The following is a 20,841-nucleotide window of genomic DNA, read 5'->3' as shown; positions in this document are numbered from 1 at the left end:
AGACCCAAACCGGTGTTGCAGTGGTACGAATGTGACTGTGACTGTCCCCGCCTCCAGCGCGGACGAGGTGGTCGATCTCGTCAGTGCGCTCATCCGATTCGACACGTCCAATACAGGTGACCCGGCCACCACCAAGCCTGAGGCGGACTGTGCCCACTGGGTGGCCGAGCAGCTGCAGGAGGTCGGCTACACCACCGAATACGTCGAGGCAGGGGCCCCCGGTCGTGGCAATGTCTTCGCCCGGTTACCCGGCGCGGACTCCACTCGCGGCGCACTGATGATCCATGGGCATCTCGACGTCGTCCCGGCCGAGCCCGCCGATTGGAGCGTGCACCCGTTCTCGGGTGCGGTGAAGGACGGTTACGTCTGGGGCCGCGGCGCGGTCGACATGAAGGACATGGTCGGGATGACCATCGCGGTGGCCCGGCATTTCAAGCGGTCGGGCATCGTCCCGCCTCGCGACCTGGTGTTCGCTTTCGTCTCCGATGAGGAACACGGTGGCACCTACGGCGCCAACTGGCTGGTGGACAACCGGCCCGACCTGGTCGAGGGCGTCACCGAGGCGATCGGTGAGGTGGGCGGGTTCTCCCTGACCGTGCCACGCAAGGACGGCGGGGAGCGTCGGCTCTACCTGATCGAGACTGCTGAAAAGACCGTGTCCTGGATGCGGCTGACGGCCCGGGGCCGGGCCGGCCACGGTTCGATGGTGCACGACGACAACGCCGTGACGGCCATCGCCGGTGCGGTGGACCGGCTGGGTCGTCACCAGTTCCCGCTGGTGCTCAACCCGGCCGTGGAACAGTTCCTCACCGCGGTGGCCGAGGAGACCGGCTACGACTTCGACGTGAACTCGCCGGACCTCGACGGCACCATCGCCAAACTCGGCGGCGTGGCCCGGATCGTATCGGCCACCCTGCGCGACACAGCCAACCCGACCATGCTCAAGGCCGGCTACAAGGCCAACGTGATCCCCGCCTCGGCCGAGGCCGTGATCGACTGCCGGGTGCTGCCGGGCCGCATGGAGGCTTTCGAGCGTGAGGTCGACGAGCTGATCGGTCCGGATGTCACCCGCAGCTGGGAGCGGGACCTGCCGTCGTACGAGACCACGTTCGACGGTGATCTGGTGGACGCGATGAACGCGGCGATCCTGGCGATGGATCCCGAGGCCCGCACCGTGCCCTACATGATGTCGGGTGGAACCGATGCGAAGTCGTTCCAGCGGTTGGGGATTCGCTGCTTCGGGTTCGCGCCCCTGCGGTTGCCGCCGGAGCTGGACTTCGCGGCGCTGTTCCACGGTGTCGACGAGCGGGTACCCGTGGACGCACTGCACTTCGGTGCGGGCGTTCTGGAACACTTTTTGCGGAACTGCTGACTGTACGAGTCACGACGAGAGGGAACCATGAGCACATCTCCGTACGACAGCCTGCCGAAGCTGCCGACGTTCACCCTGACCTCCGAGTCGGTGAGCGATGGCGAGCCGCTGGCCAATGACCAGGTCAGCGGGATCATGGGGGCCGGCGGTTCGGATATCTCGCCGCAGCTGAGCTGGTCGGGCTTCCCTGCTGAGACCAAGAGCTTCGCGGTCACCGTGTATGACCCCGACGCGCCGACCGCTTCGGGCTTCTGGCACTGGGCAGTGGCCGACCTGCCCGCCACGGTGACCGAGCTGCCGGCCGGCGCCGGCGACGGCGGCGATCTGCCCGGTGGGGCGGTCACGCTGGCCAACGACGCCAGCGCCAAGCGCTACATCGGTGCGGCCCCGCCTGCCGGCCACGGCCCGCACCGGTACTACATTGCCGTGCATGCTCTGCCGGTCGAATCGCTGGGTCTGCCCGACGGCGCGACACCGGCGTACCTGGGCTTCAACCTGTTCGGCCAGGCGATCGCCCGCGCCGTCATCCACGGAACCTACGAGCAGAAGTAACTTTCCTCTGCCGAGCAGACGTAAAACTGCCCAAAATCAAGTGAAATAGGGCAGTTTTACGTCTGCTCGCGGTGGGTGGCCGAGCCCACCGCGTCGGTCAGCGACGCGAATCCGCCGGCATGCAGCCGCTCGGCGAGGCCGTCGTGGATTTGTTTGGCCCACAATCCGCCGCCGTAGATGAACCCGGTGTAGCCCTGCAGCAGGGTGGCTCCCGAGGTGATCCGCTCCCATGCGTCGTCGGCGGTTTCGATGCCGCCGACGCTGATCAGTACGAGCTTGTCACCCACCCGGCGGTACAGCTGACGCAGCACTTCGATGGACCGTTGCGCCACGGGGCGTCCCGAGATGCCGCCGGTACCCAGATCGGCGACACCGGGTGTGGCCAGTCCGTCGCGGGACACTGTGGTATTGGTGGCGACGATGCCCGCCAACCCCAATTCGACTGCCAGGTCGGCGATTTCGTCGATGTCGGCATCAGAGAGGTCGGGGGCGATCTTGACCAGAACCGGCTTGTTGGTCTCGGCTTTGACGGCGGCCAGGATCGGCCGGAGCGACTCCACCGCCTGCAGGTCCCGCAGGCCCGGGGTGTTGGGGGAGCTGACGTTGACGACGACGTAGGCGGCCAGTGCACTGACCAGTCTGGTGCTCTCGGCGTAGTCGGCCACCGCGTCCTGCGGCGGGGTGACCTTGGTCTTGCCGATGTTCACCCCGATCGGCACATCGGGGGTGTGCCGGGCCAGCTGGATCGCCAACGCCCCGGCGCCCTCGTTGTTGAATCCCATCCGGTTGAGCAGCGCGTGGTCGTCGGGCAGCCGGAACAGCCGCGGTTCCGGGTTGCCCGGTTGGGGTTGCGCCGTGACGGTGCCGACCTCGGCATAGCCGAAGCCGAGCGCTCCCCAGATCTCCAGCCCGCGGCCGTCCTTGTCGAAGCCGGCCGCCAGACCCATCGGGCCGCCGAACCGCACACCGAACACCGTGCTGGCCAGGGCCGGGTCGGTGGGGGCGAGCCGCTTCGCCAGCGCGCGACGCAGGATGGCCGGCCCGGTGACGGTGCGTAACAATGCGAACACCCACATGTGGATGCGTTCGGGGGGCACGAGGAACAGTGCCCGCCGCAGGGCCGCATACATCACAGCGAAGGCGCCTGGGGTGTGCCTGGCATGGATGACGCGGATTTCTTGCGGCGCAACAGCACCCGTCGGCTCCCATCGGTATAGGCCCGCACCCGGGTCAGTTCCCAGCCGCGGTACTCGGCCTCGATCGACAAGCGGATCGAGGCGCTGATCCTGGTGACATCGGGCGGTAGCCGCAACGGTATCCACTCGTATTCTTCGGAACGGTCTTCGGCGACGACCTTGTCCCACCCCGGCGGCATGCGGCCCTGCTGGATGGCGGTCATCGGCGACCCGATGCGCTGCCGATCACCTGGACACCCGCTCCCGACCCCGACACCACATAGAGAGTGTCGGTCTTATCGTCGAAGGCCACGGAGTTCGGTTGCTGCACGGTTCGATAACGCACCTTTTCCACCGGTATGCCGGTGGAGAGATCGTAACCAATCACGGTATTTGCCGCGGTCTGCGACACCCAGGCCAGCTGGTCGGATCCGGCCAGACCGTAGGGGGCGGCGGGTACCGGGTAACGCTGCCGCATGATCAAGGGGTCTGCACCGAACACGAGTAGCTCGTCACCGCGGGTGTCGGCGACCAGGACCCGGCCGTGCGCATCGGCGGCCATGGTGGTGGCGCCTTCGCCGGCCCGCAGTGCCTGTGCGGCGCTGGTGCCGTCGGCGTTGACGGCAGTCACCGAGGTTTGCCCTCGGTCCAGAACCACCGCGGTGTTTCCTTGTGTGACAAGCGAATCCACTCGGGCGAAGATCTTGAGCCGGGCAGCCACGGTGTGGTCACCGCCCAATGTGTAGACCGCTCCGTCGGCACTGCCCAGAACCGGATTGCCGTCGGCGCGCAATGCGATCGCGGTGAAGTCGACGCCCTGGGCGCCGTCCACGTCGATTTTGCTGGCCTTGGCGTCGGTCAGGTCGACCCGGAAGTATCCGCCCCTGGTGGACGCCAGGACATCGCCCTTGCCGTCGACGCTGAGCGCGGTGGCCGCGGGCATCAGTGTCACCTCGCGCGGCTGTCGTTTGCCCGTCACCAGGGTCAGGGTCGACTGGCCTTCGGACGTGGGGGTCAGGACGGCCAGGGTGCCGGTTGCTGGATCGAATACCGCACTCACAGCGTGCCCGCGTAATTGTCGGATCTCACCGTCCGGTGGGGCAGTGACCGGCGGCGAAACTGCGGCCTGAGCGGGCTCGATGGTCGGCGGCGGGGTGTCGGCGGGGTCGGACGTGCAGCCCGCGGTGATCAGCAGGGCCAGCGCAACGAGGCCGGCGCGAACTGGCTGACCTGCAAGGATTGGGCGCAACGGAAGGCTCTCGGTCGAGGCGGATGGTCGGTGACGTGCAGGAATCCAGTCTAGGCATGGCTCTCGATCGGAAATGGTGGCGTCTGCAACCATCGCGGCATAAGTAGAGGTATGGTTCGATCATGACCCTCGCCGCAGACCGGGAACTGGGTAACCGAGAGTTTGCTATGGAGGATATTTCCACTGGTGTACACGCCAGTGGGTTTGGCCAAGTTGGCGATGGCCGGAGTTTTTCTTTCCACATCGAACGTCAGCAACTCGTGATCGAGGTCTACCGTCCGCGGCTGTCCGGACCGGTTCCGGTCGAGGACGACGTGGTGGCCATGGCCACCCGCAAACTGACCGATATCGACCTGTCTGATGAGCGCACCCTGTCGGCAACCGTCCGGGACGCGGTTGCCGGCGCGCAGCCGGTTTCGCGCGCCGCTCGCTGACGCATCTCACTGCCCGTCTCACGGTACGGTCGTCGTCGTGACTGACGTCGGTGCCATGTCCTGGCTGCAAGTGGTTGTGTTGTCGATTGTCCAGGGGCTCACCGAGTTTCTGCCGGTCTCGTCCTCGGGGCACCTCGCGATCACCTCCCGGGTGTTCTTCGACGACGACGCAGGCGCCTCGTTCACAGCAGTCACCCAGCTGGGCACCGAGCTTGCGGTGCTGGTGTACTTCGCGCGCGACATCGGACGGATCATCAAGGCCTGGTTTTCCGGGCTGTTCAATGCCGCACACCGGTCCCCCGACTACTGGCTGGGCTGGTGGGTGATCATCGGCAGCATTCCGATCGGGGTGTTCGGCCTGCTGTTCAAGGACGAAATCCGCACCGGCGCCCGCAATCTGTGGCTGGTGGCCACGGCGCTGATCGTGTTCTCGGCGGTGATCGCCGCGGCTGAGTACTACGGCAGGCAGGTCCGCCGGGTTGAGCAGCTGACCTGGCGCGACGGCATCGTGGTCGGCCTGGCCCAGTGTCTGGCACTGGTGCCGGGGGTGTCGCGTTCCGGTGCGACCATCAGCGCCGGGCTGTTCCTCGGGATGGAACGCGAGCTGGCCGCCCGGTTCGGTTTCCTGCTGGCGATTCCGGCGGTCTTCGCCTCCGGCATCTTCTCCCTGCCCGATGCGTTTCATCCGGTCGGGGAGGGGATGAGCGCCACGGGGGTCCAGCTGCTGGTGGCCACGGTGATCGCGTTCATCGTCGGCCTCGCGGCGATCGCCTGGTTCCTGAAATTCCTGGTGTCGCACAGCATGTACTGGTTTGTCGGCTATCGAGTGGTGCTGGGCGCAGTGGTACTGGCCCTGCTGGCTACCGGGGTGGTTGCCGCGCAATGATCCCGACAGTGAAAGCTGACCTATGACCGACGACTGCCGGCGCGAGGAGCCCAAATGACCGTGATCCTGCTGAGGCACGGCCGCTCGACCTCGAACACCGCACACACCCTGGCGGGCCGGAGCGCGGGCGTCGACCTCGACGAGCGCGGTGCCGAACAGGCCAGCGGCCTGGTGGCGCGTGTCGGGGAGTTACCGGTGACCGCGATCGTGCACTCGCCGCTGTTGCGTTGCGCCCGCACGGTGGCGCCGCTGGCCGAGGCGCTGGCTTTACAGCCGATCGTCGATGAGCGGCTCACCGAGGTGGATTACGGCAGCTGGACCGGGCGCGCCATCGGTGAACTGGTGAAGGAACCCCTGTGGTCGGTGGTCCAGCAGCAGCCCAGTGCGGCGGTGTTTCCTGAGGGCGAGGGCCTGGCCCAGGTTCAGGCCCGGGCGGTCGCTGCCGTGCGGGAACGCGACCGCGCGTTGGCCGAAGAGCACAACGCCGATGTGTTGTGGCTGGCCTGCACGCACGGCGACGTGATCAAGGCGGTGCTCGCCGACGCGTTGGGTGTGCACCTGGACGGGTTCCAGCGCATCACCGCCGACCCGGCATCGATGAGCGTGATCCGCTACACCGAACTGCGCCCATTCGTCATGCACATCAACCACACCGGTACGCAATTGAGCGCCGGACTGGCCGCCAAACCCGCGACCGACGCCGTGGTCGGTGGGTCCACCAACTGACCCGCGGTACCGCTACCGGTATTTTGGAAGGTGCCATGTCCCGCGCAATTCACGTCTTCCGTACTCCCGACCGTTTTGTGGCCGGGACGGTCGGCCAACCCGGCAACCGCACTTTTTACCTGCAGGCTGTCCACGACAAACGAGTGATCTCGGTGATCCTGGAGAAGCAGCAGGTCGCGGTGCTGGCCGAGCGTATCGCCGCCCTGTTGACCGAGATCAATCGCCGCTTCGGCACGCCGATCCCGCCGGACACCGGTGAAGTCAGTGACCTGCTGCCGCTGGTCACCCCGGTCGATGCCGAGTTTCGAGTGGGGACGATGGGGCTGGGCTGGGATTCGGAAGCGCAGACCGTCGTGGTGGAACTGCTGGCGGTCTCCGAGGGCGAGTTCGACGCCTCGGTCGTGCTGGACGACGCCGAGGACGGCCCCGACGCCGTGCGGGTGTTTCTCTCCCCGGAATCGGCCCGGGAGTTCGCCACCCGATCCAACCGGGTGATCTCGGCCGGACGCCCGCCCTGTCCGTTGTGCGAGGAACCGCTGGATCCCGATGGCCACATCTGCGTGCGCACCAACGGTTATCGGCGCGGTGAGGTGGCCGGATCCGAAGATGACGCAGAAACCTAGCATCGATCCTGACGGCGCGGTCCTCGCCGACGGCGAGTTGACGGTGATCGGCCGCATCCGGTCGGCCAGCAACGCCACCTTCCTGTGTGAGGCCAACCTGGGTGCGCGGCAGGTGCACTGCGTATACAAGCCGATCCGGGGCGAGGCGCCGCTGTGGGATTTTCCCGACGGCACGCTTGCCGGCCGCGAGCTCGGCGCCTACCTGGTTTCGGCCGCCTTGGGGTGGAACATCGTGCCCCACACCATTATTCGTGACGGCCCGGCCGGTCCGGGAATGCTGCAGCTGTGGGTAGACCAGCCCGGCGATCAGGTGGGGGACGAGCCGGATTCGGGCCCCGATCTGGTGGACCTGCTGCCGGCCGGACACCTCCCGCCGGGTTTCCTGCCGATCCTGCAGGCCTACGACTACGCCGGCGACGAGGTGACGCTGGTGCATGCCGACGATCCCCGACTGTTCCGGATGGCGGTGTTCGACGTGCTCATCAACAACGCCGACCGCAAGGGCGGTCACATCCTGGCCGGGCTCGACGGCGGCGTGTACGGCGTGGACCACGGGGTGAGCCTGCACGTCGAGGACAAGCTGCGGACCGTGCTGTGGGGCTGGGCCGGCAAGCCCGTCGACGACGAAACTCTGGCCGACGTCACCACGCTGCGTGACGCGTTCAGTGACCTGGCAGAGCAGTTGTGCGCACACATCACCGACACGGAGATCGCCGCGCTGCGGTCCAGAATTGTTGGCCTACTGAACAATCCGGTGATGCCGACACCCGATCGGCACCGGCCGATCCCGTGGCCGGCCTTCTAACCGGGCCCTAGCGGGCGCGCCCGAACCCCTCGAACGGATTCCAGGACTGGCTGCCGCGGACGATGTGCAGGTAGTAGGCGTAGTTGGCGGTGGACATCGCCAGTGCCCCGACACCGAAGCCGACGGCCCGGCCGATCGAGTCGCTGACGTCGAGCACCACCAGCACCGCCGCCACCGCGATCGTCAACGCCAGCAGCGCCAATCCCTTGCGCCACATGCCTTTGACGAAGAAGTAGAGCGGTCCGAACAGGAACGCCAGGATGTTCGACGTGAGCCGCAGCTTGGCCATGAAGCTGAGATTGCGGTACGCGGCCTTGGCCTCGGGGCTTGCGCTCGGCAGCCCGTAGGTGCCGAAGAAATCGAACTTCCAGCGCCACGAGTCGGACAGGTTGTCGACTGGGGTCTGCTCGGTCATGCCCTGACCTTAATGGCACAACGGGCCCCGCCAGTACGCCAATGCGAAGCGCCACCGATACTTGTCGGGTGCACTCGACCGACGCCGACCTGGCTGCCGCAGTGGCCAAGGAGGCCGGCGAGCTGTTGCTGGCCGTACGCGAGGAGGTCGGTTACTACGACCCCTACTACCTCGGCGACGAGGGGGACCGGCGGTCCAACGCGCTGATCCTGGACCGGCTGGCGAAGGCTCGTCCCGGCGATTCCGTGCTCAGCGAGGAGGCGGTCGACGACCTGGCCCGCGTCGACGCCGACCGGGTGTGGATCGTCGATCCCGTCGACGGCACGCATGAGTTCTCGCTACCCGGGCGAGAGGACTGGGCCGTACACATCGCCCTGTGGCAGCGCTCGGTCGGCGTCGACGGCGGTCTGTCGGATGCCGTGGTGGGTCTGCCCGCCCGCGGTGAGGTGTACCGCAGCGATACCGTGAGCCCGCCCCCACCGCGCCGCGACGGTCCGCTGTTGATCACCGCGAGTTCGAATCGACCCCCCGCGGTGCTGTGGCGGATGCGCGAGCAACTCGATTTCCGGATGGTGCGCATCGGCTCGGCCGGCGCCAAGGCGATGGCCGTGGTGCGCGGTGACGTCGATGCCTACATCCACGCCGGCGGACAGTGGGAATGGGATTCGGCCGCACCTGCGGGTGTGGTGCTGGCCGCGGGCCTCCACGCGTCCCGCCTCGACGGCTCGGAGCTGCGCTACAACCGGGCTGACCCGTACCTGCCGGATTTCCTGATGTGCCGTAAAGAGCTGGCACCGATCCTGTTGGAGGCGATCGGCGTGGCCCGATGAGCCATCTCCGCTGCGATCCGGGAATGGAATCGTCGGCGGCATTGTCTGACTTGGGAGAACTATGCGGGACCGACCGGCGGGAGGCCGTCCTGAGCGAGCACCTTAGAGTCGAAGCCATGCAATCGTGGTCGGCACCGTCAATTCCGGTGCTGGAAGGGCATGGTCCGCAACTGCGGCTGTACGACAGTGCCGACCGGCAGGTACGGCCGGTCACCCCGGGGCCGACGGCCACCATGTACGTGTGTGGCATCACCCCGTACGACGCCACCCATCTGGGCCACGCCGCCACCTACCTGACCTTCGATCTGGTGCACCGGCTGTGGCTGGATGCCGGGCACACCGTGCACTACGTGCAGAACGTGACCGATGTGGATGATCCGCTGTTCGAGCGGGCCGACCGCGACGGCATCGACTGGCGCGACCTCGGTGACCGTGAAACCCAGCTCTTCCGCGAGGACATGACGGCCCTGCGGGTGCTGCCCCCGCACGACTATGTGGCCGCCACCGAGACCATCTCCGAGGTGGTCGAGTTGGTGGAGAAGATGCTGGCCTCGGGTGCGGCCTACGTCGTCGACGACGCCCGGTACCCCGATGTGTACTACCGCGCCGATGCCACCGCGCAGTTCGGCTACGAGTCGGGCTATGACCGCGAGACCATGCTGCGGCTCTTCGGCGAGCGGGGCGGCGATCCCGATCGCGCGGGCAAGAGCGACGAGTTGGATGCCCTGCTGTGGCGCGCCGAACGGCCCGGTGAGCCCAGCTGGCCGTCACCGTTCGGAGCGGGCCGGCCGGGCTGGCACGTGGAGTGCTCGGCGATCGCGCTCACCCGCATCGGCTCGGAATTGGACATCCAGGGTGGCGGCAGCGATCTGATCTTCCCGCACCACGAGTTCTCCGCCGCACATGCCGAATCAGTCACGGGGGAGCGGAGATTCGCTCGCCACTACGTGCACGCCGGCATGATCGGCTGGGACGGGCACAAGATGAGCAAGAGCCGCGGCAACCTGGTGCTGGTGTCCCGGCTGCGTACGCAGGGCGTCGATCCGTCGGCCATCAGGCTCGGCCTGTTCGCCGAGCATTACCGCAGTGACAGGTTCTGGAGCGACGCGGTACTGGAGGCGGCCAACGCCCGGCTGAACCAGTGGCGCGCCGCCACGGCCCTGCCCGCCGGTCCTGATGCGACCGACGTGGTGGCCCGGGTGCGTCAGTACCTCGCCGACGATCTGAACACCCCGAAAGCCCTTGCCGCACTGGATGGTTGGTGTAGCGATGCGCTGGCCTACGGCGGCCACGACACCGCTTCGCCACAGCAGGTTGCCGCTACCGTGGATGCGCTGCTCGGCGTCGAACTCTAGGCCTCGTCGCGCGCGCCCCGGTGCGGTACGTTGCGGCAATGGGTTCAGTGAACGGGAAAGTCGTCTTCATCACCGGCGGTGCGCGCGGGATCGGTGCCGAGGTGGCCCGCCGGCTGCGGCGCCGGGGCGCCAAGCTGGTGCTCACCGACCTCGATGAGGCGCCGTTGAGCGCGCTGGCTGCCGAACTCGGTGCGGAGCACGTACTGACGGCACTGGCCGACGTGCGCGATCTGGCCGCCATGCAGAAGGCCGCTGATGCCGCCGTCGAGCGGTTCGGCGGCATCGACATCGTGATGGCCAACGCCGGCATCGCCAGCTTCGGTTCGGTCATGCAGGTGGACCCCGAGGCGTTCAAGCGGGTCATCGACATCAACGTGACGGGTGTGTTCAACACCGTGCGGGCCGCCCTCCCATCCGTCATCGAGCGCCGCGGGTACGTGCTGGTGGTGTCCTCGCTCGCCGCGTTCACCTCGGCACCTGGGCTGGCCGCCTATCACGCCTCCAAGGCCGGTGCCGAGTACTTCGCCAACACGCTGCGCCTCGAGGTGGCCCATCGCGGCGTCGACGTCGGCTCGGCGCACATGAGCTGGATCGACACTCCGCTGGTGCAGGATGCCAAGTCGGACCTGTCGGCCTTCCAGGAAATGCTGTCCAAGCTGCCCCCGCCGCTGAACCGGACCACCACCGTCGATGCCTGCGGTGCGGCCTTCGTCAAGGGCATCGAGGGACGCAAGAAGCGCATCTACAGCCCGGAATGGGTCGGGGTGTTCCGGTGGATCCGGCCGTTCGTCACCACGCCGCTGGCCGAACGCGACATCCGCAAGTTCACTCCGACACTGTTGCCGAAACTCGACGCCGAGGCCGCCGCACTCGGCCGCTCGACCAGCGCCCGCATCGAGGCCCTGGAAGAGAAGTAGTCAGCGGCACCAGCTGGACAGGCCGCTCAGCGGCACCAGCTGGACAGGCCGCTCAGCGGCCGCGACGCCGCAGGTAGCGCTCGAACTCCGCGGCCAGCGCGTCGCCGTCGATCTTGCCGAGCGCCTCGTGCATGTCGACCTCGGCGTCGCCGCGCTGTTCAAGGGAGGCGACGTACTCGGCGATCTCCTCGTCCTCGGCCGTCATCTCGGTGACGGCCTGCTCCCACTCCTCGGCTGCCGCCGGCAGGTCGGCCAACGGCACCTCGACGTCCAGCACATCCTCGACTCGGCGTAGCAGGGCCACCGTGGCCTTGGGGCTGGGTGGCTGCGACACGTAGTGCGGAACCGCGGCCCAGAAGGTTACGGCCGGGATGCCGGCCTGCACGCACGCGTCCTGGAACACCCCGGCAATCCCGGTCGGACCTTCGTAGCGAGTCTCTTCCAGCCCGAAAAGCTTCGCCGAATCGGCCGAATACGCCGAGCCTGACACGGGTACGGGCCGCGTGTGTGGGGTGTCGGCGAGTAGGGCGCCGAGGATCACCACGGTCTGCACGTTGAGTTTGTCGGCGATGGCCAGCAACTCGGCGCAGAAGGTGCGCCAGCGCATGTTGGGTTCGACGCCGTGCATCAACACGACGTCGCGGTTGCTGCCCGGGGGACGACAGTACGAGATCCGCATCGACGGCCACTCGAGTTCCCGCGTGACGCCGTCGACTTGGCGGATCACCGGACGGTTCACCTGATAGTCGTAGTACGACTCGTCGTCGATCTCGACGATCGGTTGGGCTTCCCAGATCGCATCCAGGTGGTCCAGCGCGTCACTGGCCGCGTCGCCGGCGTCATTCCAGCCCTCGAAGGCAACCACGATGGTGGCGTCCTTCAATTCGGGCAGGTTCATCGGCCGGCCGGCGTTCGGATACGACGGTGTCACACCTTCAGCCTAAGCCTTGGACGGTGCCGATGAGCCCGTTGTGCGCGCGGGTCGCCACGGCACCGAACAGCGGCATTTGATAGACCGACTACCCTGTTTATGTGGCTGCCTCTGACAAGAAGGCCTACGACACCGAGCTGCTCGACACCGTGTCGCAGCGCGTGGTAGTGGGCGAAGGGCACGCGTCGGCCAGCGTGTCGAGTCGATCGCAGCGACGAGTTGGGCGTCCATACGTCGATCGGGTGACGACGTAGACTCTTCTGGTCGAGAGGCGTTGCAACGGTTACCGGGGGCCTTGGGTCCATTTGGTATCCGCCACGCTCGGCAGAGTCAAGGACGCCTTCCGTTACGGAAGGAGTGCACGTGAACGCCGCCCCATCGAACACCTTTGAGCCGAACATCCGCCCGGACTGCACCGACGCACTGACGGCAGCTCTGCGCCAGCGGATCATGGTGATCGACGGCGCGATGGGGACGGCGATCCAGCGGGACCGGCCGGACGAGGCCGGTTACCGCGGCGAGCGGTTCAAGGACTGGCCGAGCGATCTTCAGGGCAACAACGATCTGCTGAACCTGACGCAGCCGCACATCATCGAGGCGATCCACCGCGAGTACCTGGAGGCGGACGCCGACATCCTGGAGACCAACACGTTCAACGCGACCGCGGTCTCGCTCTCCGACTACGACATGGCCGACCTGAGCTACGAGGTGAACTACGCCGGCGCGGCTCTGGCCCGTAAGGCCTGCGACGAGTTCAGCACGCCGGACAAGCCGCGCTACGTCGCAGGCGCACTCGGCCCGACGACGCGGACCGCGTCCATCTCGCCGGACGTCAACGACCCCGGAGCCCGCAACATCTCCTACGACCAGCTGGTGGCCGCCTATCGCGAAGCTGCCGGCGGCCTGGTCGACGGCGGTTCCGATCTCATCATCATCGAGACGATCTTCGACACGCTGAACGCCAAGGCCGCGGTGTTCGCCCTCGAGACGCTGTTCGAGGACCGTGGACGCCGCTGGCCGGTGATCATCTCGGGCACCATCACCGATGCTTCCGGGCGAACGCTGTCCGGTCAGGTCACCGAGGCGTTCTGGAACTCGATCCGGCACGCCAATCCGATTGCGGTGGGGCTGAACTGTGCTCTCGGCGCGCCCGAGATGAGGCCATACATCGCCGAGATGTCACGCATCGCGGACACCTTCGTCTCCTGCTACCCGAACGCCGGCCTGCCCAACGCCTTCGCCGAGTACGACGAGTCCCCGGAGAGCCAGGCCTCCTACATCGCCGAGTTCGCCGAGGCCGGCCTGATCAACCTGGCCGGTGGGTGCTGCGGAACGACGCCGGCGCACATCGCGAAGATCGCCAAGGTCGTAGAGGGCAAGCCGCCGCGTGAGGTGCCCGAGATCGAGGTCGCCACACGTTTGGCCGGCCTGGAGCCGCTCAACATCACCAAGGACTCCCTGTTCGTCAACATCGGTGAGCGCACCAACATCACCGGGTCCGCCCGGTTCCGCAACCTGATCAAGGCCGAGGACTACGACACCGCGCTGTCGGTCGCCCTACAGCAGGTCGAGGTCGGTGCGCAGGTCATCGACATCAACATGGACGAGGGCATGATCGACGGCGTCGCCGCGATGGACCGGTTCACCAAGCTGATCGCGGCCGAGCCGGATATCAGCCGCGTCCCGGTGATGATCGACTCCTCCAAGTGGGAGGTCATCGAAACCGGCCTGAAGAACGTCCAGGGCAAGCCGATCGTCAACTCGATCTCCATGAAGGAGGGCGAGGAGAAGTTCATCCGTGAGGCACGGCTGTGCCGCAAGTACGGCGCCGCCGTCGTCGTGATGGCCTTCGACGAACAAGGGCAGGCCGACAACCTGGAGCGCCGCAAGGTAATCTGCGGGCGCGCCTACCGGATCCTGACCGAAGAGGTCGGCTTCCCGGCCGAGGACATCATCTTCGACCCGAACTGCTTCGCACTGGCGACGGGTATCGAGGAGCACGCGACGTACGGGATCGACTTCATCGAGGCCTGCGCCTGGATCAAGGAGAACCTTCCCGGGGTGCACATCTCCGGCGGTATCTCGAACGTGTCGTTCTCGTTCCGGGGCAACAACCCAGTCCGCGAGGCGATCCACGCGGTGTTCCTGTTCCACGCCATCAAGGCCGGTTTGGACATGGGCATCGTCAACGCCGGCGCGCTGGTGCCCTACGACTCGATCGACCCCGAGCTGCGGGATCGGATCGAGGACGTCGTCCTGAACCGTCGCCCCGACGCGGCCGAGAGGCTCCTGGAGATCGCCGAACGGTTCAATAAGTCGGAGAAATCCGATGATCCGGCAGCAGCCGAGTGGCGATCTCTCCCGGTCCGTGAACGCATCACCCATGCCCTGGTCAAGGGCATCGACGCCGACGTCGAGACCGACACCGAGGAACTGCGGGCCGAGATCGCCGCCGCCGGTGGCCGCCCGATCGAGGTGATCGAGGGGCCGCTGATGGACGGCATGAACGTCGTCGGCGACCTCTTCGGCGCAGGCAAGATGTTCCTGCCCCAGGTCGTGAAGTCGGCCCGGGTCATGAAGAAGGCGGTGGCCTACCTGCTGCCCTACATCGAGGCCGAGAAGCAGCCCGGCGATGCCGACAGAAGCAACGGCACCATCGTGATGGCGACGGTCAAGGGCGACGTCCACGACATCGGCAAGAACATCGTCGGGGTCGTGCTGCAGTGCAACAACTACACCGTGATCGATCTCGGTGTGATGGTTCCCGCCCAGAAGATCCTGGACGCGGCGCACGAACACAATGCCGACATCATCGGGCTGTCCGGCCTGATCACCCCGTCCCTGGACGAGATGGTCAACTTTGCCGTCGAGATGGAACGCCAGGGGCTGGAGATCCCGCTGCTGATCGGTGGGGCGACCACCTCGCGCGCCCACACGGCCGTGAAGATCTCGCCGCGTCGTAGCGGTCCGGTGGTCTGGGTCAAGGACGCTTCCCGCTCGGTGCCGGTCGCCGCCGCGCTGCTCGACGACAAGCAGCGTCCGGCCCTGCTGGAGGCCACCGAGAAGGATTACGCATCGCTTCGCGAACGGCACGCGCAGAAGAACGAGCGGCCGATGCTGACGTTGGAGAAGGCCCGCGCCAACCGGACGCCGATCGAGTGGGACGGCTACACCCCGCCGGTGCCCGCCATCGGGACGCGAGTTCGGGAATTCCAGGACTATGACCTCGCCGAACTGCGGGAGTACATCGACTGGCAGCCGTTCTTCAACGCCTGGGAGATGAAGGGCCGCTTCCCCGACATCCTCAACAACCCGGCCACCGGCGAGACGGCCCGCAAGCTGTACGACGATGCCCAGGAAATGCTCGACAGCCTGATCAAGGAAAAGTGGCTGACGGCCAACGGGGTGATCGGGTTCTTCCCGGCCAACGCGGTCGGCGACGATGTCGAGGTGTACACCGACGAGACCCGTACCGAGGTGCTGACCACGTTGCACAACCTGCGCCAGCAGGGTGAGCACCGAGCCGGCATCCCGAACCGGTCGTTGGGTGACTACATTGCGCCCAGAGAAACCGGGGTCCCGGACTATATCGGCGCGTTCGCCGTCACCGCCGGACTCGGCAGCCAGGACAAGATCATGGAGTTCAAGGCAGCCCTCGACGATTACAGCGCCATCCTGCTGGAGTCGATCGCCGACCGGCTCGCCGAGGCGTTCGCCGAACGGATGCACCAACGAGTTCGCAAGGAGTTCTGGGGATACCAGCCCGACGAGCAGCTGGACAACGATGCACTCATCGGCGAGAAGTACGTCGGAATCCGCCCCGCCCCGGGCTACCCGGCCTGCCCCGAGCACACCGAGAAGGCGACGCTGTGGGAGTTGATGGACGTCAAGGCGCGGACCGGTATCGAGCTCACGGAGTCGATGGCGATGTGGCCCGGCGCTGCCGTCAGCGGCTGGTACTTCTCTCACCCACAGTCGCAGTACTTCGTCGTCGGCCGGGTGGCCCAGGACCAGGTCGCCGACTACGCGAAGCGCAAGGGCTGGACCCTGCAGGAGGCCGAACGCTGGCTCAGCTCCAACCTCGCCTACAACCCGGAGGACTGACCGAGCCGAAACCGGTTGAGCCGGAACAGGCTCCAGTTCTGGCTCAACCAGGGTGGCTAAATGAACAGGCTCCGGTTGCGGGCTGCCCACTGGGCGATCGATTCCGCCGTAGTGCCCGTCAACTGCGCCACGTTGTCATTGGCGGTCTGGGGCTCCAGGTAGCCATCGAAGAGGTCGAGATACCAGTACGCACCATCACCCATGACGGGGCGCAACAGATCTTCCGCCTCGCCGCGGGTGCACCGCTGCATGTCGACGGGCATTCCGATGCCCGCGCCGATCTGGCGGGCGATGTCGGCGCGAGACAGCGCGACTGGGCCGGTCAGTTCATACATTGCGCCGACGTGGGCATCCCGCGGCGCCGCCAGCAGGTGAGCGGCCACCCGGGCGATGTCATCCATCGACACCGGCGACTGGACGTACTCCGGACTGACATCGCGGACTGTGCCGGTCTTGACCTGCGGGCCCCACATCGCGAAGTTCTCGCAGAACTCGCCGGGGCCGAGCTGGGTGTGCGCCAGTCCGGAGGCAGAGATCGCGTCGGCGTGGTCCGACCAATGCGCCCCGCCGGACAGCGCCACCACGTACTGCACGCCTGCCTGCGCCATAAGCTCGAGTGTCGGGCCGACGGTCGCGGGGAACGGGGCAAGATACACGCATTCGACACCTTCGAACGCGGCCGGTAGCGTCTCCGGGCGCCCCAGGTATCCGGTGATTGCTGTCACAGATTCGGGCAGCGCCGCCTTCGCCGGCTTTGCGGTCAATGCGCGGATGTTGTGGGCACCCAACGTGATCAGTTGATCCACGACGCGTCTGCCGATGTTTCCTGTGGCTCCTGTCACCAATACCGTCATGCTCCCACGCTATCGACGCCGTCCGACAATGCGAGAATGGTCGCCATGCGTGCTGTGCTCTGGGATATGGACGGCACGCTCGTCGACTCCGAAAAGCTGTGGGACATCGCCATGCACGCGCTGTACGCGCGGATGGGTGGAGTGTTGACTGCGGAGGTAAGGGAATCGACCGTCGGCGGCTCCGCCGAGAGCGTGATGCGCATCGTCTACGACGATCTGGGACTGGAGCCCCACCCTGCCGCAATGGCCGAATCGGCGGACTGGCTGCACGACTACACCGGTGAGCTGTTCGAGCAGGGACTGCCGTGGCGTCCCGGCGCCAAAGAGCTGCTCGACGGCCTCACAGTCGCCGGGATTCCGATGGCGCTGGTGACCAACACCCGTCGCGGACTCACCGAGCGGGCCCTGAAAAGTATTGGTAGCCATTACTTCACGGTGAGCGTCTGCGGTGACGAGGTGGACCGGGCCAAGCCCGCACCGGATCCCTACCTGCGGGCCGCTCACCTGCTCGGGGTGCCCGTGGAGCACTGTCTGGCCGTGGAGGATTCGGTCACCGGAACGGCGTCGGCCGAAGCCGCCGGTTGCCCGGTGTTGGTGGTACCCAACGATGTCGAGGTCCCAGCGGGGGCGCGGCGCAGGCATGCCGAGACCCTCGGTGCGCTCGATGTCTCCGCCCTGCGGACGATCCACGCCGAGCTGGCGGAGGACACGGACGTCCGCAGCGCCTGACCCGCGCCTCGAATCCAGCTGCCGGATATGACCCTGGCTGCGGGTGTGCTGTGCCAAGGTGATGGTGACCAGTCACGCAAATGGTGCGGAGGGGCACGGTATGTCACACGGTCCGGTAGGTGACGGCACTCCTGCAGTTCACGGCGACGACTATTACTCGTCCGGACGCAGTGCCGTGCGTATCGCCTCGGTGGCTGCGCTCGGTGGGTTGTTGTTCGGCTATGACAGCGCAGTCATCAACGGTGCGGTGGACGCCATCCAGAAGCATTTCCTCATCGATAACAAGATCCTGGGCTTCGCGGTGGCCTCGGCGTTGCTCGGTGCGGCCGTAGGTGCGCTGACGGCGGGCCGGATAGCCGACCGGATCGGCCGGATCGCGGTGATGAAGATCGCCGCAGTGCTGTTTTTCGTCAGCGCGATCGGCACCGGGCTGGCTCCCAGCGTCTGGGTGGTGGTGTTGTTCCGCGTCGTCGGCGGCATCGGCGTCGGCATCGCGTCGGTGATCGCCCCGGCGTACATCGCCGAAACGTCGCCTCCGGGCATCCGCGGCCGGTTGGGATCTCTGCAACAGCTGGCGATTGTCTCGGGCATCTTCCTGGCCCTGAGTATCGATGCGCTGCTGGCTCACATCGCCGGGGACGCCACCAAGGAACTGTGGCTGAACATGGAGGCTTGGCGGTGGATGTTCCTGTTGATGACGATTCCCGCCGTCGTGTACGGCATGCTGACCTTCACGATTCCCGAATCGCCGCGGTATCTGGTTGCCACACACCGGATTCCCGAGGCCCGCAAGGTGCTGTCGCGCCTGCTCGGGGAGAAGAACCTGGAGATCACCCTCGGCCGGATCCAGGACACGCTCCAGCAGGAGAAACCGGCGGCGTGGCGCGATCTGCGCAAACCGGCCGGCGGTGTCTACGGCATCGTCTGGGTGGGCCTCGGGCTGTCGGTGTTTCAGCAGTTCGTCGGCATCAACGTGATCTTCTACTACTCGAATGTCTTGTGGCAGGCCGTCGGATTCGACGAGAGCTCGTCGTTCGTCATCACCGTCATCACCTCGGTGACCAACATCGTGACCACGTTGATCGCGATCGCGTTGATCGACAAGGTCGGCCGCAAGCCGCTGCTGTTGATCGGTTCGGTGGGAATGGCGGTGACACTGGGCACGATGGCCGTGCTCTTCGGGACCGCCCAGACGCATGAGGTGCTCAACAAGTCGACCGGTCTGATGGAGCAGCAACCGTTCCTCGGTGGGATCACCGGGCCGATCGCGCTGATCGCGGCCAATCTGTTCGTGGTGGCCTTCGGCATGTCCTGGGGTCCGGTGGTGTGGGTACTGCTCGGTGAGATGTTCCCCAACCGCATCCGGGCGGCAGCCCTGGGCCTGGCCGCCGCTGGGCAGTGGGCAGCGAACTGGTTGATCACCGTGTCGTTCCCGGAACTGCGCAACTTCCTGGGCGCGGCGTACGGCTTCTATGCCATCTGCGCGGTCCTGTCGTTCCTGTTCGTATGGCGCTGGGTCGAGGAGACCAAGGGCAAGAATCTCGAGGACATGCACGCCAACGCGTTGAGTGCCTAGCGGTAAACGGCTGGCCGGCGACGGATTCGCTCACCCTTCTACCGAACCCCACAAAGGGACCCTCTCCGAGCATGAAACAATTCGTGCCTGTGAAGACCTTCGAGGCCCTGTTTGCCGAACTCAGCGACAAAGCGCGCACCAGACCCGCCGGTAGCGGCACGGTCGCTGCCCTTGACGCCGGCGTCCATGGGCTCGGCAAGAAGATCCTGGAGGAGGCCGGCGAGGTGTGGCTGGCCGCCGAGCACGAGAGCGACGAGTCGCTCGCCGAGGAGGTCAGCCAGTTGCTGTACTGGACGCAGGTGCTGATGATCTCCCGGGGTCTCACCCTCGACGACGTCTACCGGAAGTTGTGAGCCGTGGCCGATCAGTTGTTGCGCGTCGCGGTGCCCAACAAGGGCTCGCTCAGCGAAGCGGCCGGCGAGATCCTCGCCGAGGCCGGGTACCGGCGCCGGCGTGACCCCAAGGACCTGACTGTCGTCGACCCGGTCAACAACGTCGAGTTCTTCTTTCTGCGTCCCAAGGACATCGCGATCTACGTGGGCTCGGGTCAGCTCGATCTGGGCATCACCGGGCGGGACCTGGCTGCCGACTCCGACGCCCCGGTGCGTGAGCGCCTGTCACTGGGCTTCGGCAACTCCACTTTCCGCTATGCCGGCCCGGCCGGCCGGGAGTGGAGCCCGCAGGACCTGGCGGGCAAGCGGATCGCCACCTCGTTTCCCAACCTGGTGCGCAAGGATCTTGCGGCGCAGGGGATCGAGGCCTCGGTGATTCGGCTGGACGGCGCGGTCGAGATCTCGATTCAGCTCGGGGTTGCGGACGTGATCGCCGACGTGGTCGGCTCGGGCCGAACTCTCGGGCTGCACGGCCTGGTGGCATTCGGTGCGCCGCTGTGTGACTCGGAGGCCGTGCTGATCGAACGTGACGGTGCCGAGGGCGATGACAACGCATCGGCGCGCGATCAGCTGACGGCGCGCGTTCAGGGCGTGGTGTTCGGCCAGCAGTATCTGATGCTGGATTACGACTGCCCGCGTGCGGTTTTGGAGCAGGCCACCGCGGTGACGCCGGGGCTGGAGTCACCGACCATCGCGCCGCTGGCCGATCCGGACTGGGTGGCCGTACGGGCGTTGGTACCGCGACGCGACGTCAACGCCATCATGGATGAGATCTCCGCGATCGGCGCCAAAGCGATACTCGCATCGGATATTCGGTTCTGCCGTTTCTGACGGGCGGATACCGCGCTCCTTGATCGGCGCGTGCCGCGGCGCATTGCGTGTTAGCGTCCGGGTGACAATTCCAGGCCTCGGAGGT

At 66.5% G+C, this 20,841-nt stretch carries 22 protein-coding genes; 16 read left to right on the top strand and 6 right to left on the bottom strand.

Going from position 1 to position 20,841, the window contains the following annotated elements:
* Nucleotides 1-37: 37 nt before the first annotated feature.
* Together ACZYZF_RS13285 and ACZYZF_RS13280 are read left to right on the top strand one after the other, a co-directional pair.
* Nucleotides 38-1,372, top strand: a complete 1,335-nt coding sequence (locus tag ACZYZF_RS13285) for a M20/M25/M40 family metallo-hydrolase (protein WP_463835943.1) — start codon at nt 38-40, stop codon at nt 1,370-1,372.
* Nucleotides 1,373-1,399: 27 nt separating this feature from the next.
* Nucleotides 1,400-1,924: a YbhB/YbcL family Raf kinase inhibitor-like protein gene (locus ACZYZF_RS13280; protein ID WP_463835942.1), complete on the top strand. Its 525-nt coding sequence runs from the start codon at nt 1,400-1,402 to the stop codon at nt 1,922-1,924.
* A 56-nt stretch (nt 1,925-1,980) separates the two neighbouring features.
* Here ACZYZF_RS13280 and ACZYZF_RS13275 read toward each other — a convergent pair whose 3' ends face one another.
* Genes ACZYZF_RS13275 through ACZYZF_RS13265 form a run of 3 tightly spaced genes read right to left on the bottom strand, consistent with a single transcriptional unit; the run spans nt 1,981 to nt 4,348 of the window.
* Nucleotides 1,981-3,054 carry a quinone-dependent dihydroorotate dehydrogenase gene (locus ACZYZF_RS13275; RefSeq protein ID WP_463836165.1) on the bottom strand — a complete coding sequence of 358 codons (1,074 nt, stop codon included), beginning with the start codon at nt 3,052-3,054 and terminating at the stop codon, nt 1,981-1,983.
* Nucleotides 3,054-3,323, bottom strand: a complete 270-nt coding sequence (locus tag ACZYZF_RS13270; protein ID WP_463746772.1) for a DUF5703 family protein — start codon at nt 3,321-3,323, stop codon at nt 3,054-3,056. The genes ACZYZF_RS13275 and ACZYZF_RS13270 overlap by 1 nt, the downstream gene beginning before the upstream one ends.
* Nucleotides 3,320-4,348, bottom strand: a complete 1,029-nt coding sequence (locus ACZYZF_RS13265; protein WP_463835941.1) for a YncE family protein — start codon at nt 4,346-4,348, stop codon at nt 3,320-3,322. The genes ACZYZF_RS13270 and ACZYZF_RS13265 overlap by 4 nt, the downstream gene beginning before the upstream one ends.
* A gap of 122 nt (nt 4,349-4,470) precedes the next feature.
* On the opposite strand from ACZYZF_RS13265, the gene ACZYZF_RS13260 reads away from it, so the two are divergent.
* From ACZYZF_RS13260 to ACZYZF_RS13240, 5 genes are read left to right on the top strand one after another with little or no spacing between them, the layout of a single operon-like run.
* Complete coding sequence (locus ACZYZF_RS13260; protein WP_463746774.1) at nt 4,471-4,782, top strand: hypothetical protein; 312 nt, start codon at nt 4,471-4,473, stop codon at nt 4,780-4,782.
* Between the two features lie 55 nt (nt 4,783-4,837).
* Nucleotides 4,838-5,668, top strand: coding sequence for an undecaprenyl-diphosphate phosphatase (locus ACZYZF_RS13255; protein WP_463746922.1), 831 nt, complete (start codon nt 4,838-4,840; stop codon nt 5,666-5,668).
* 54 nt (nt 5,669-5,722) lie between these two features.
* Nucleotides 5,723-6,394, top strand: coding sequence for a histidine phosphatase family protein (locus ACZYZF_RS13250; RefSeq protein ID WP_463835940.1), 672 nt, complete (start codon nt 5,723-5,725; stop codon nt 6,392-6,394).
* Between the two features lie 35 nt (nt 6,395-6,429).
* Nucleotides 6,430-7,017: a DUF3090 domain-containing protein gene (locus ACZYZF_RS13245; protein ID WP_463746776.1), complete on the top strand. Its 588-nt coding sequence runs from the start codon at nt 6,430-6,432 to the stop codon at nt 7,015-7,017.
* A complete protein-coding gene (locus ACZYZF_RS13240) occupies nt 7,001-7,822 on the top strand; it encodes an SCO1664 family protein (protein WP_463746777.1) in 822 nt (273 codons plus the stop codon). The genes ACZYZF_RS13245 and ACZYZF_RS13240 overlap by 17 nt, the downstream gene beginning before the upstream one ends.
* Before the next feature lie 7 nt (nt 7,823-7,829).
* Here the strand turns inward: ACZYZF_RS13240 and ACZYZF_RS13235 are convergent, their stop codons facing one another.
* Nucleotides 7,830-8,237 (bottom strand): DUF2628 domain-containing protein, encoded by a 408-nt coding sequence (locus ACZYZF_RS13235; RefSeq protein ID WP_463835938.1) that lies wholly within the window; start codon nt 8,235-8,237, stop codon nt 7,830-7,832.
* A gap of 68 nt (nt 8,238-8,305) precedes the next feature.
* Between ACZYZF_RS13235 and ACZYZF_RS13230 the strand changes: the two genes are divergently transcribed.
* The 3 genes from ACZYZF_RS13230 (at nt 8,306) to ACZYZF_RS13220 (ending at nt 11,339) form a co-directional block, all read left to right on the top strand.
* Nucleotides 8,306-9,067, top strand: coding sequence for a 3'(2'),5'-bisphosphate nucleotidase CysQ (locus tag ACZYZF_RS13230; protein ID WP_463746779.1), 762 nt, complete (start codon nt 8,306-8,308; stop codon nt 9,065-9,067).
* A 116-nt stretch (nt 9,068-9,183) separates the two neighbouring features.
* Entirely contained in the window at nt 9,184-10,422 is a 1,239-nt protein-coding gene (gene mshC / locus ACZYZF_RS13225) for a cysteine--1-D-myo-inosityl 2-amino-2-deoxy-alpha-D-glucopyranoside ligase (protein WP_463835937.1), read from the top strand.
* 38 nt (nt 10,423-10,460) lie between these two features.
* Nucleotides 10,461-11,339 (top strand): SDR family oxidoreductase, encoded by an 879-nt coding sequence (locus ACZYZF_RS13220; protein ID WP_463835935.1) that lies wholly within the window; start codon nt 10,461-10,463, stop codon nt 11,337-11,339.
* A gap of 52 nt (nt 11,340-11,391) precedes the next feature.
* On the opposite strand, the gene ACZYZF_RS13215 is transcribed toward ACZYZF_RS13220, so the two are convergent.
* A complete protein-coding gene (locus ACZYZF_RS13215; protein WP_463746782.1) occupies nt 11,392-12,270 on the bottom strand; it encodes a PAC2 family protein in 879 nt (292 codons plus the stop codon).
* A 101-nt stretch (nt 12,271-12,371) separates the two neighbouring features.
* Between ACZYZF_RS13215 and ACZYZF_RS13210 the strand changes: the two genes are divergently transcribed.
* Entirely contained in the window at nt 12,372-12,524 is a 153-nt protein-coding gene (locus ACZYZF_RS13210) for a hypothetical protein (RefSeq protein WP_463746783.1), read from the top strand.
* Between the two features lie 109 nt (nt 12,525-12,633).
* Nucleotides 12,634-16,374 carry a methionine synthase gene (metH, locus tag ACZYZF_RS13205; protein ID WP_463835934.1) on the top strand — a complete coding sequence of 1,247 codons (3,741 nt, stop codon included), beginning with the start codon at nt 12,634-12,636 and terminating at the stop codon, nt 16,372-16,374.
* A 56-nt stretch (nt 16,375-16,430) separates the two neighbouring features.
* On the opposite strand, the gene ACZYZF_RS13200 is transcribed toward metH, so the two are convergent.
* A complete protein-coding gene (locus ACZYZF_RS13200) occupies nt 16,431-17,228 on the bottom strand; it encodes an SDR family oxidoreductase (RefSeq protein WP_463746785.1) in 798 nt (265 codons plus the stop codon).
* Nucleotides 17,229-17,273: 45 nt separating this feature from the next.
* Between ACZYZF_RS13200 and ACZYZF_RS13195 the strand changes: the two genes are divergently transcribed.
* From ACZYZF_RS13195 to hisG, 4 genes are all read left to right on the top strand, one after another.
* Nucleotides 17,274-17,957 carry an HAD family hydrolase gene (locus ACZYZF_RS13195; RefSeq protein WP_463746786.1) on the top strand — a complete coding sequence of 228 codons (684 nt, stop codon included), beginning with the start codon at nt 17,274-17,276 and terminating at the stop codon, nt 17,955-17,957.
* 100 nt (nt 17,958-18,057) lie between these two features.
* Nucleotides 18,058-19,533 (top strand): sugar porter family MFS transporter, encoded by a 1,476-nt coding sequence (locus ACZYZF_RS13190; RefSeq protein WP_463746787.1) that lies wholly within the window; start codon nt 18,058-18,060, stop codon nt 19,531-19,533.
* A gap of 71 nt (nt 19,534-19,604) precedes the next feature.
* Nucleotides 19,605-19,886: a phosphoribosyl-ATP diphosphatase gene (locus tag ACZYZF_RS13185; protein ID WP_039321463.1), complete on the top strand. Its 282-nt coding sequence runs from the start codon at nt 19,605-19,607 to the stop codon at nt 19,884-19,886.
* A 15-nt stretch (nt 19,887-19,901) separates the two neighbouring features.
* A complete protein-coding gene (hisG, locus tag ACZYZF_RS13180) occupies nt 19,902-20,756 on the top strand; it encodes an ATP phosphoribosyltransferase (RefSeq protein WP_463746923.1) in 855 nt (284 codons plus the stop codon).
* The last annotated feature ends 85 nt before the right edge of the window (nt 20,757-20,841 follow it).

The sequence above is a fragment of the Mycobacterium sp. IDUB_24 genome, from assembly GCF_055419385.1.
Note: the sequence above shows the minus strand (reverse complement) of the source record. Positions and strands in the feature narration are given on the sequence as shown.

Bases quoted from the DNA above. Each gene is read 5' to 3' on its own strand.
- ACZYZF_RS13280 (WP_463835942.1), top strand. From the start codon at position 1,400: ATGAGCACATCTCCGTACGACAGCCTGCCGAAGCTGCCGACGTTCACC.
- ACZYZF_RS13275 (WP_463836165.1), bottom strand. From the start codon at position 3,054: ATGTATGCGGCCCTGCGGCGGGCACTGTTCCTCGTGCCCCCCGAACGC.
- ACZYZF_RS13270 (WP_463746772.1), bottom strand. From the start codon at position 3,323: ATGACCGCCATCCAGCAGGGCCGCATGCCGCCGGGGTGGGACAAGGTC.
- ACZYZF_RS13260 (WP_463746774.1), top strand. From the start codon at position 4,471: ATGACCCTCGCCGCAGACCGGGAACTGGGTAACCGAGAGTTTGCTATG.
- ACZYZF_RS13255 (WP_463746922.1), top strand. From the start codon at position 4,838: ATGTCCTGGCTGCAAGTGGTTGTGTTGTCGATTGTCCAGGGGCTCACC.
- ACZYZF_RS13250 (WP_463835940.1), top strand. From the start codon at position 5,723: ATGACCGTGATCCTGCTGAGGCACGGCCGCTCGACCTCGAACACCGCA.
- ACZYZF_RS13245 (WP_463746776.1), top strand. From the start codon at position 6,430: ATGTCCCGCGCAATTCACGTCTTCCGTACTCCCGACCGTTTTGTGGCC.
- ACZYZF_RS13240 (WP_463746777.1), top strand. From the start codon at position 7,001: ATGACGCAGAAACCTAGCATCGATCCTGACGGCGCGGTCCTCGCCGAC.
- ACZYZF_RS13235 (WP_463835938.1), bottom strand. From the start codon at position 8,237: ATGACCGAGCAGACCCCAGTCGACAACCTGTCCGACTCGTGGCGCTGG.
- mshC (WP_463835937.1), top strand. From the start codon at position 9,184: ATGCAATCGTGGTCGGCACCGTCAATTCCGGTGCTGGAAGGGCATGGT.
- ACZYZF_RS13220 (WP_463835935.1), top strand. From the start codon at position 10,461: ATGGGTTCAGTGAACGGGAAAGTCGTCTTCATCACCGGCGGTGCGCGC.
- ACZYZF_RS13200 (WP_463746785.1), bottom strand. From the start codon at position 17,228: ATGACGGTATTGGTGACAGGAGCCACAGGAAACATCGGCAGACGCGTC.
- ACZYZF_RS13195 (WP_463746786.1), top strand. From the start codon at position 17,274: ATGCGTGCTGTGCTCTGGGATATGGACGGCACGCTCGTCGACTCCGAA.
- ACZYZF_RS13190 (WP_463746787.1), top strand. From the start codon at position 18,058: ATGTCACACGGTCCGGTAGGTGACGGCACTCCTGCAGTTCACGGCGAC.
- ACZYZF_RS13185 (WP_039321463.1), top strand. From the start codon at position 19,605: ATGAAACAATTCGTGCCTGTGAAGACCTTCGAGGCCCTGTTTGCCGAA.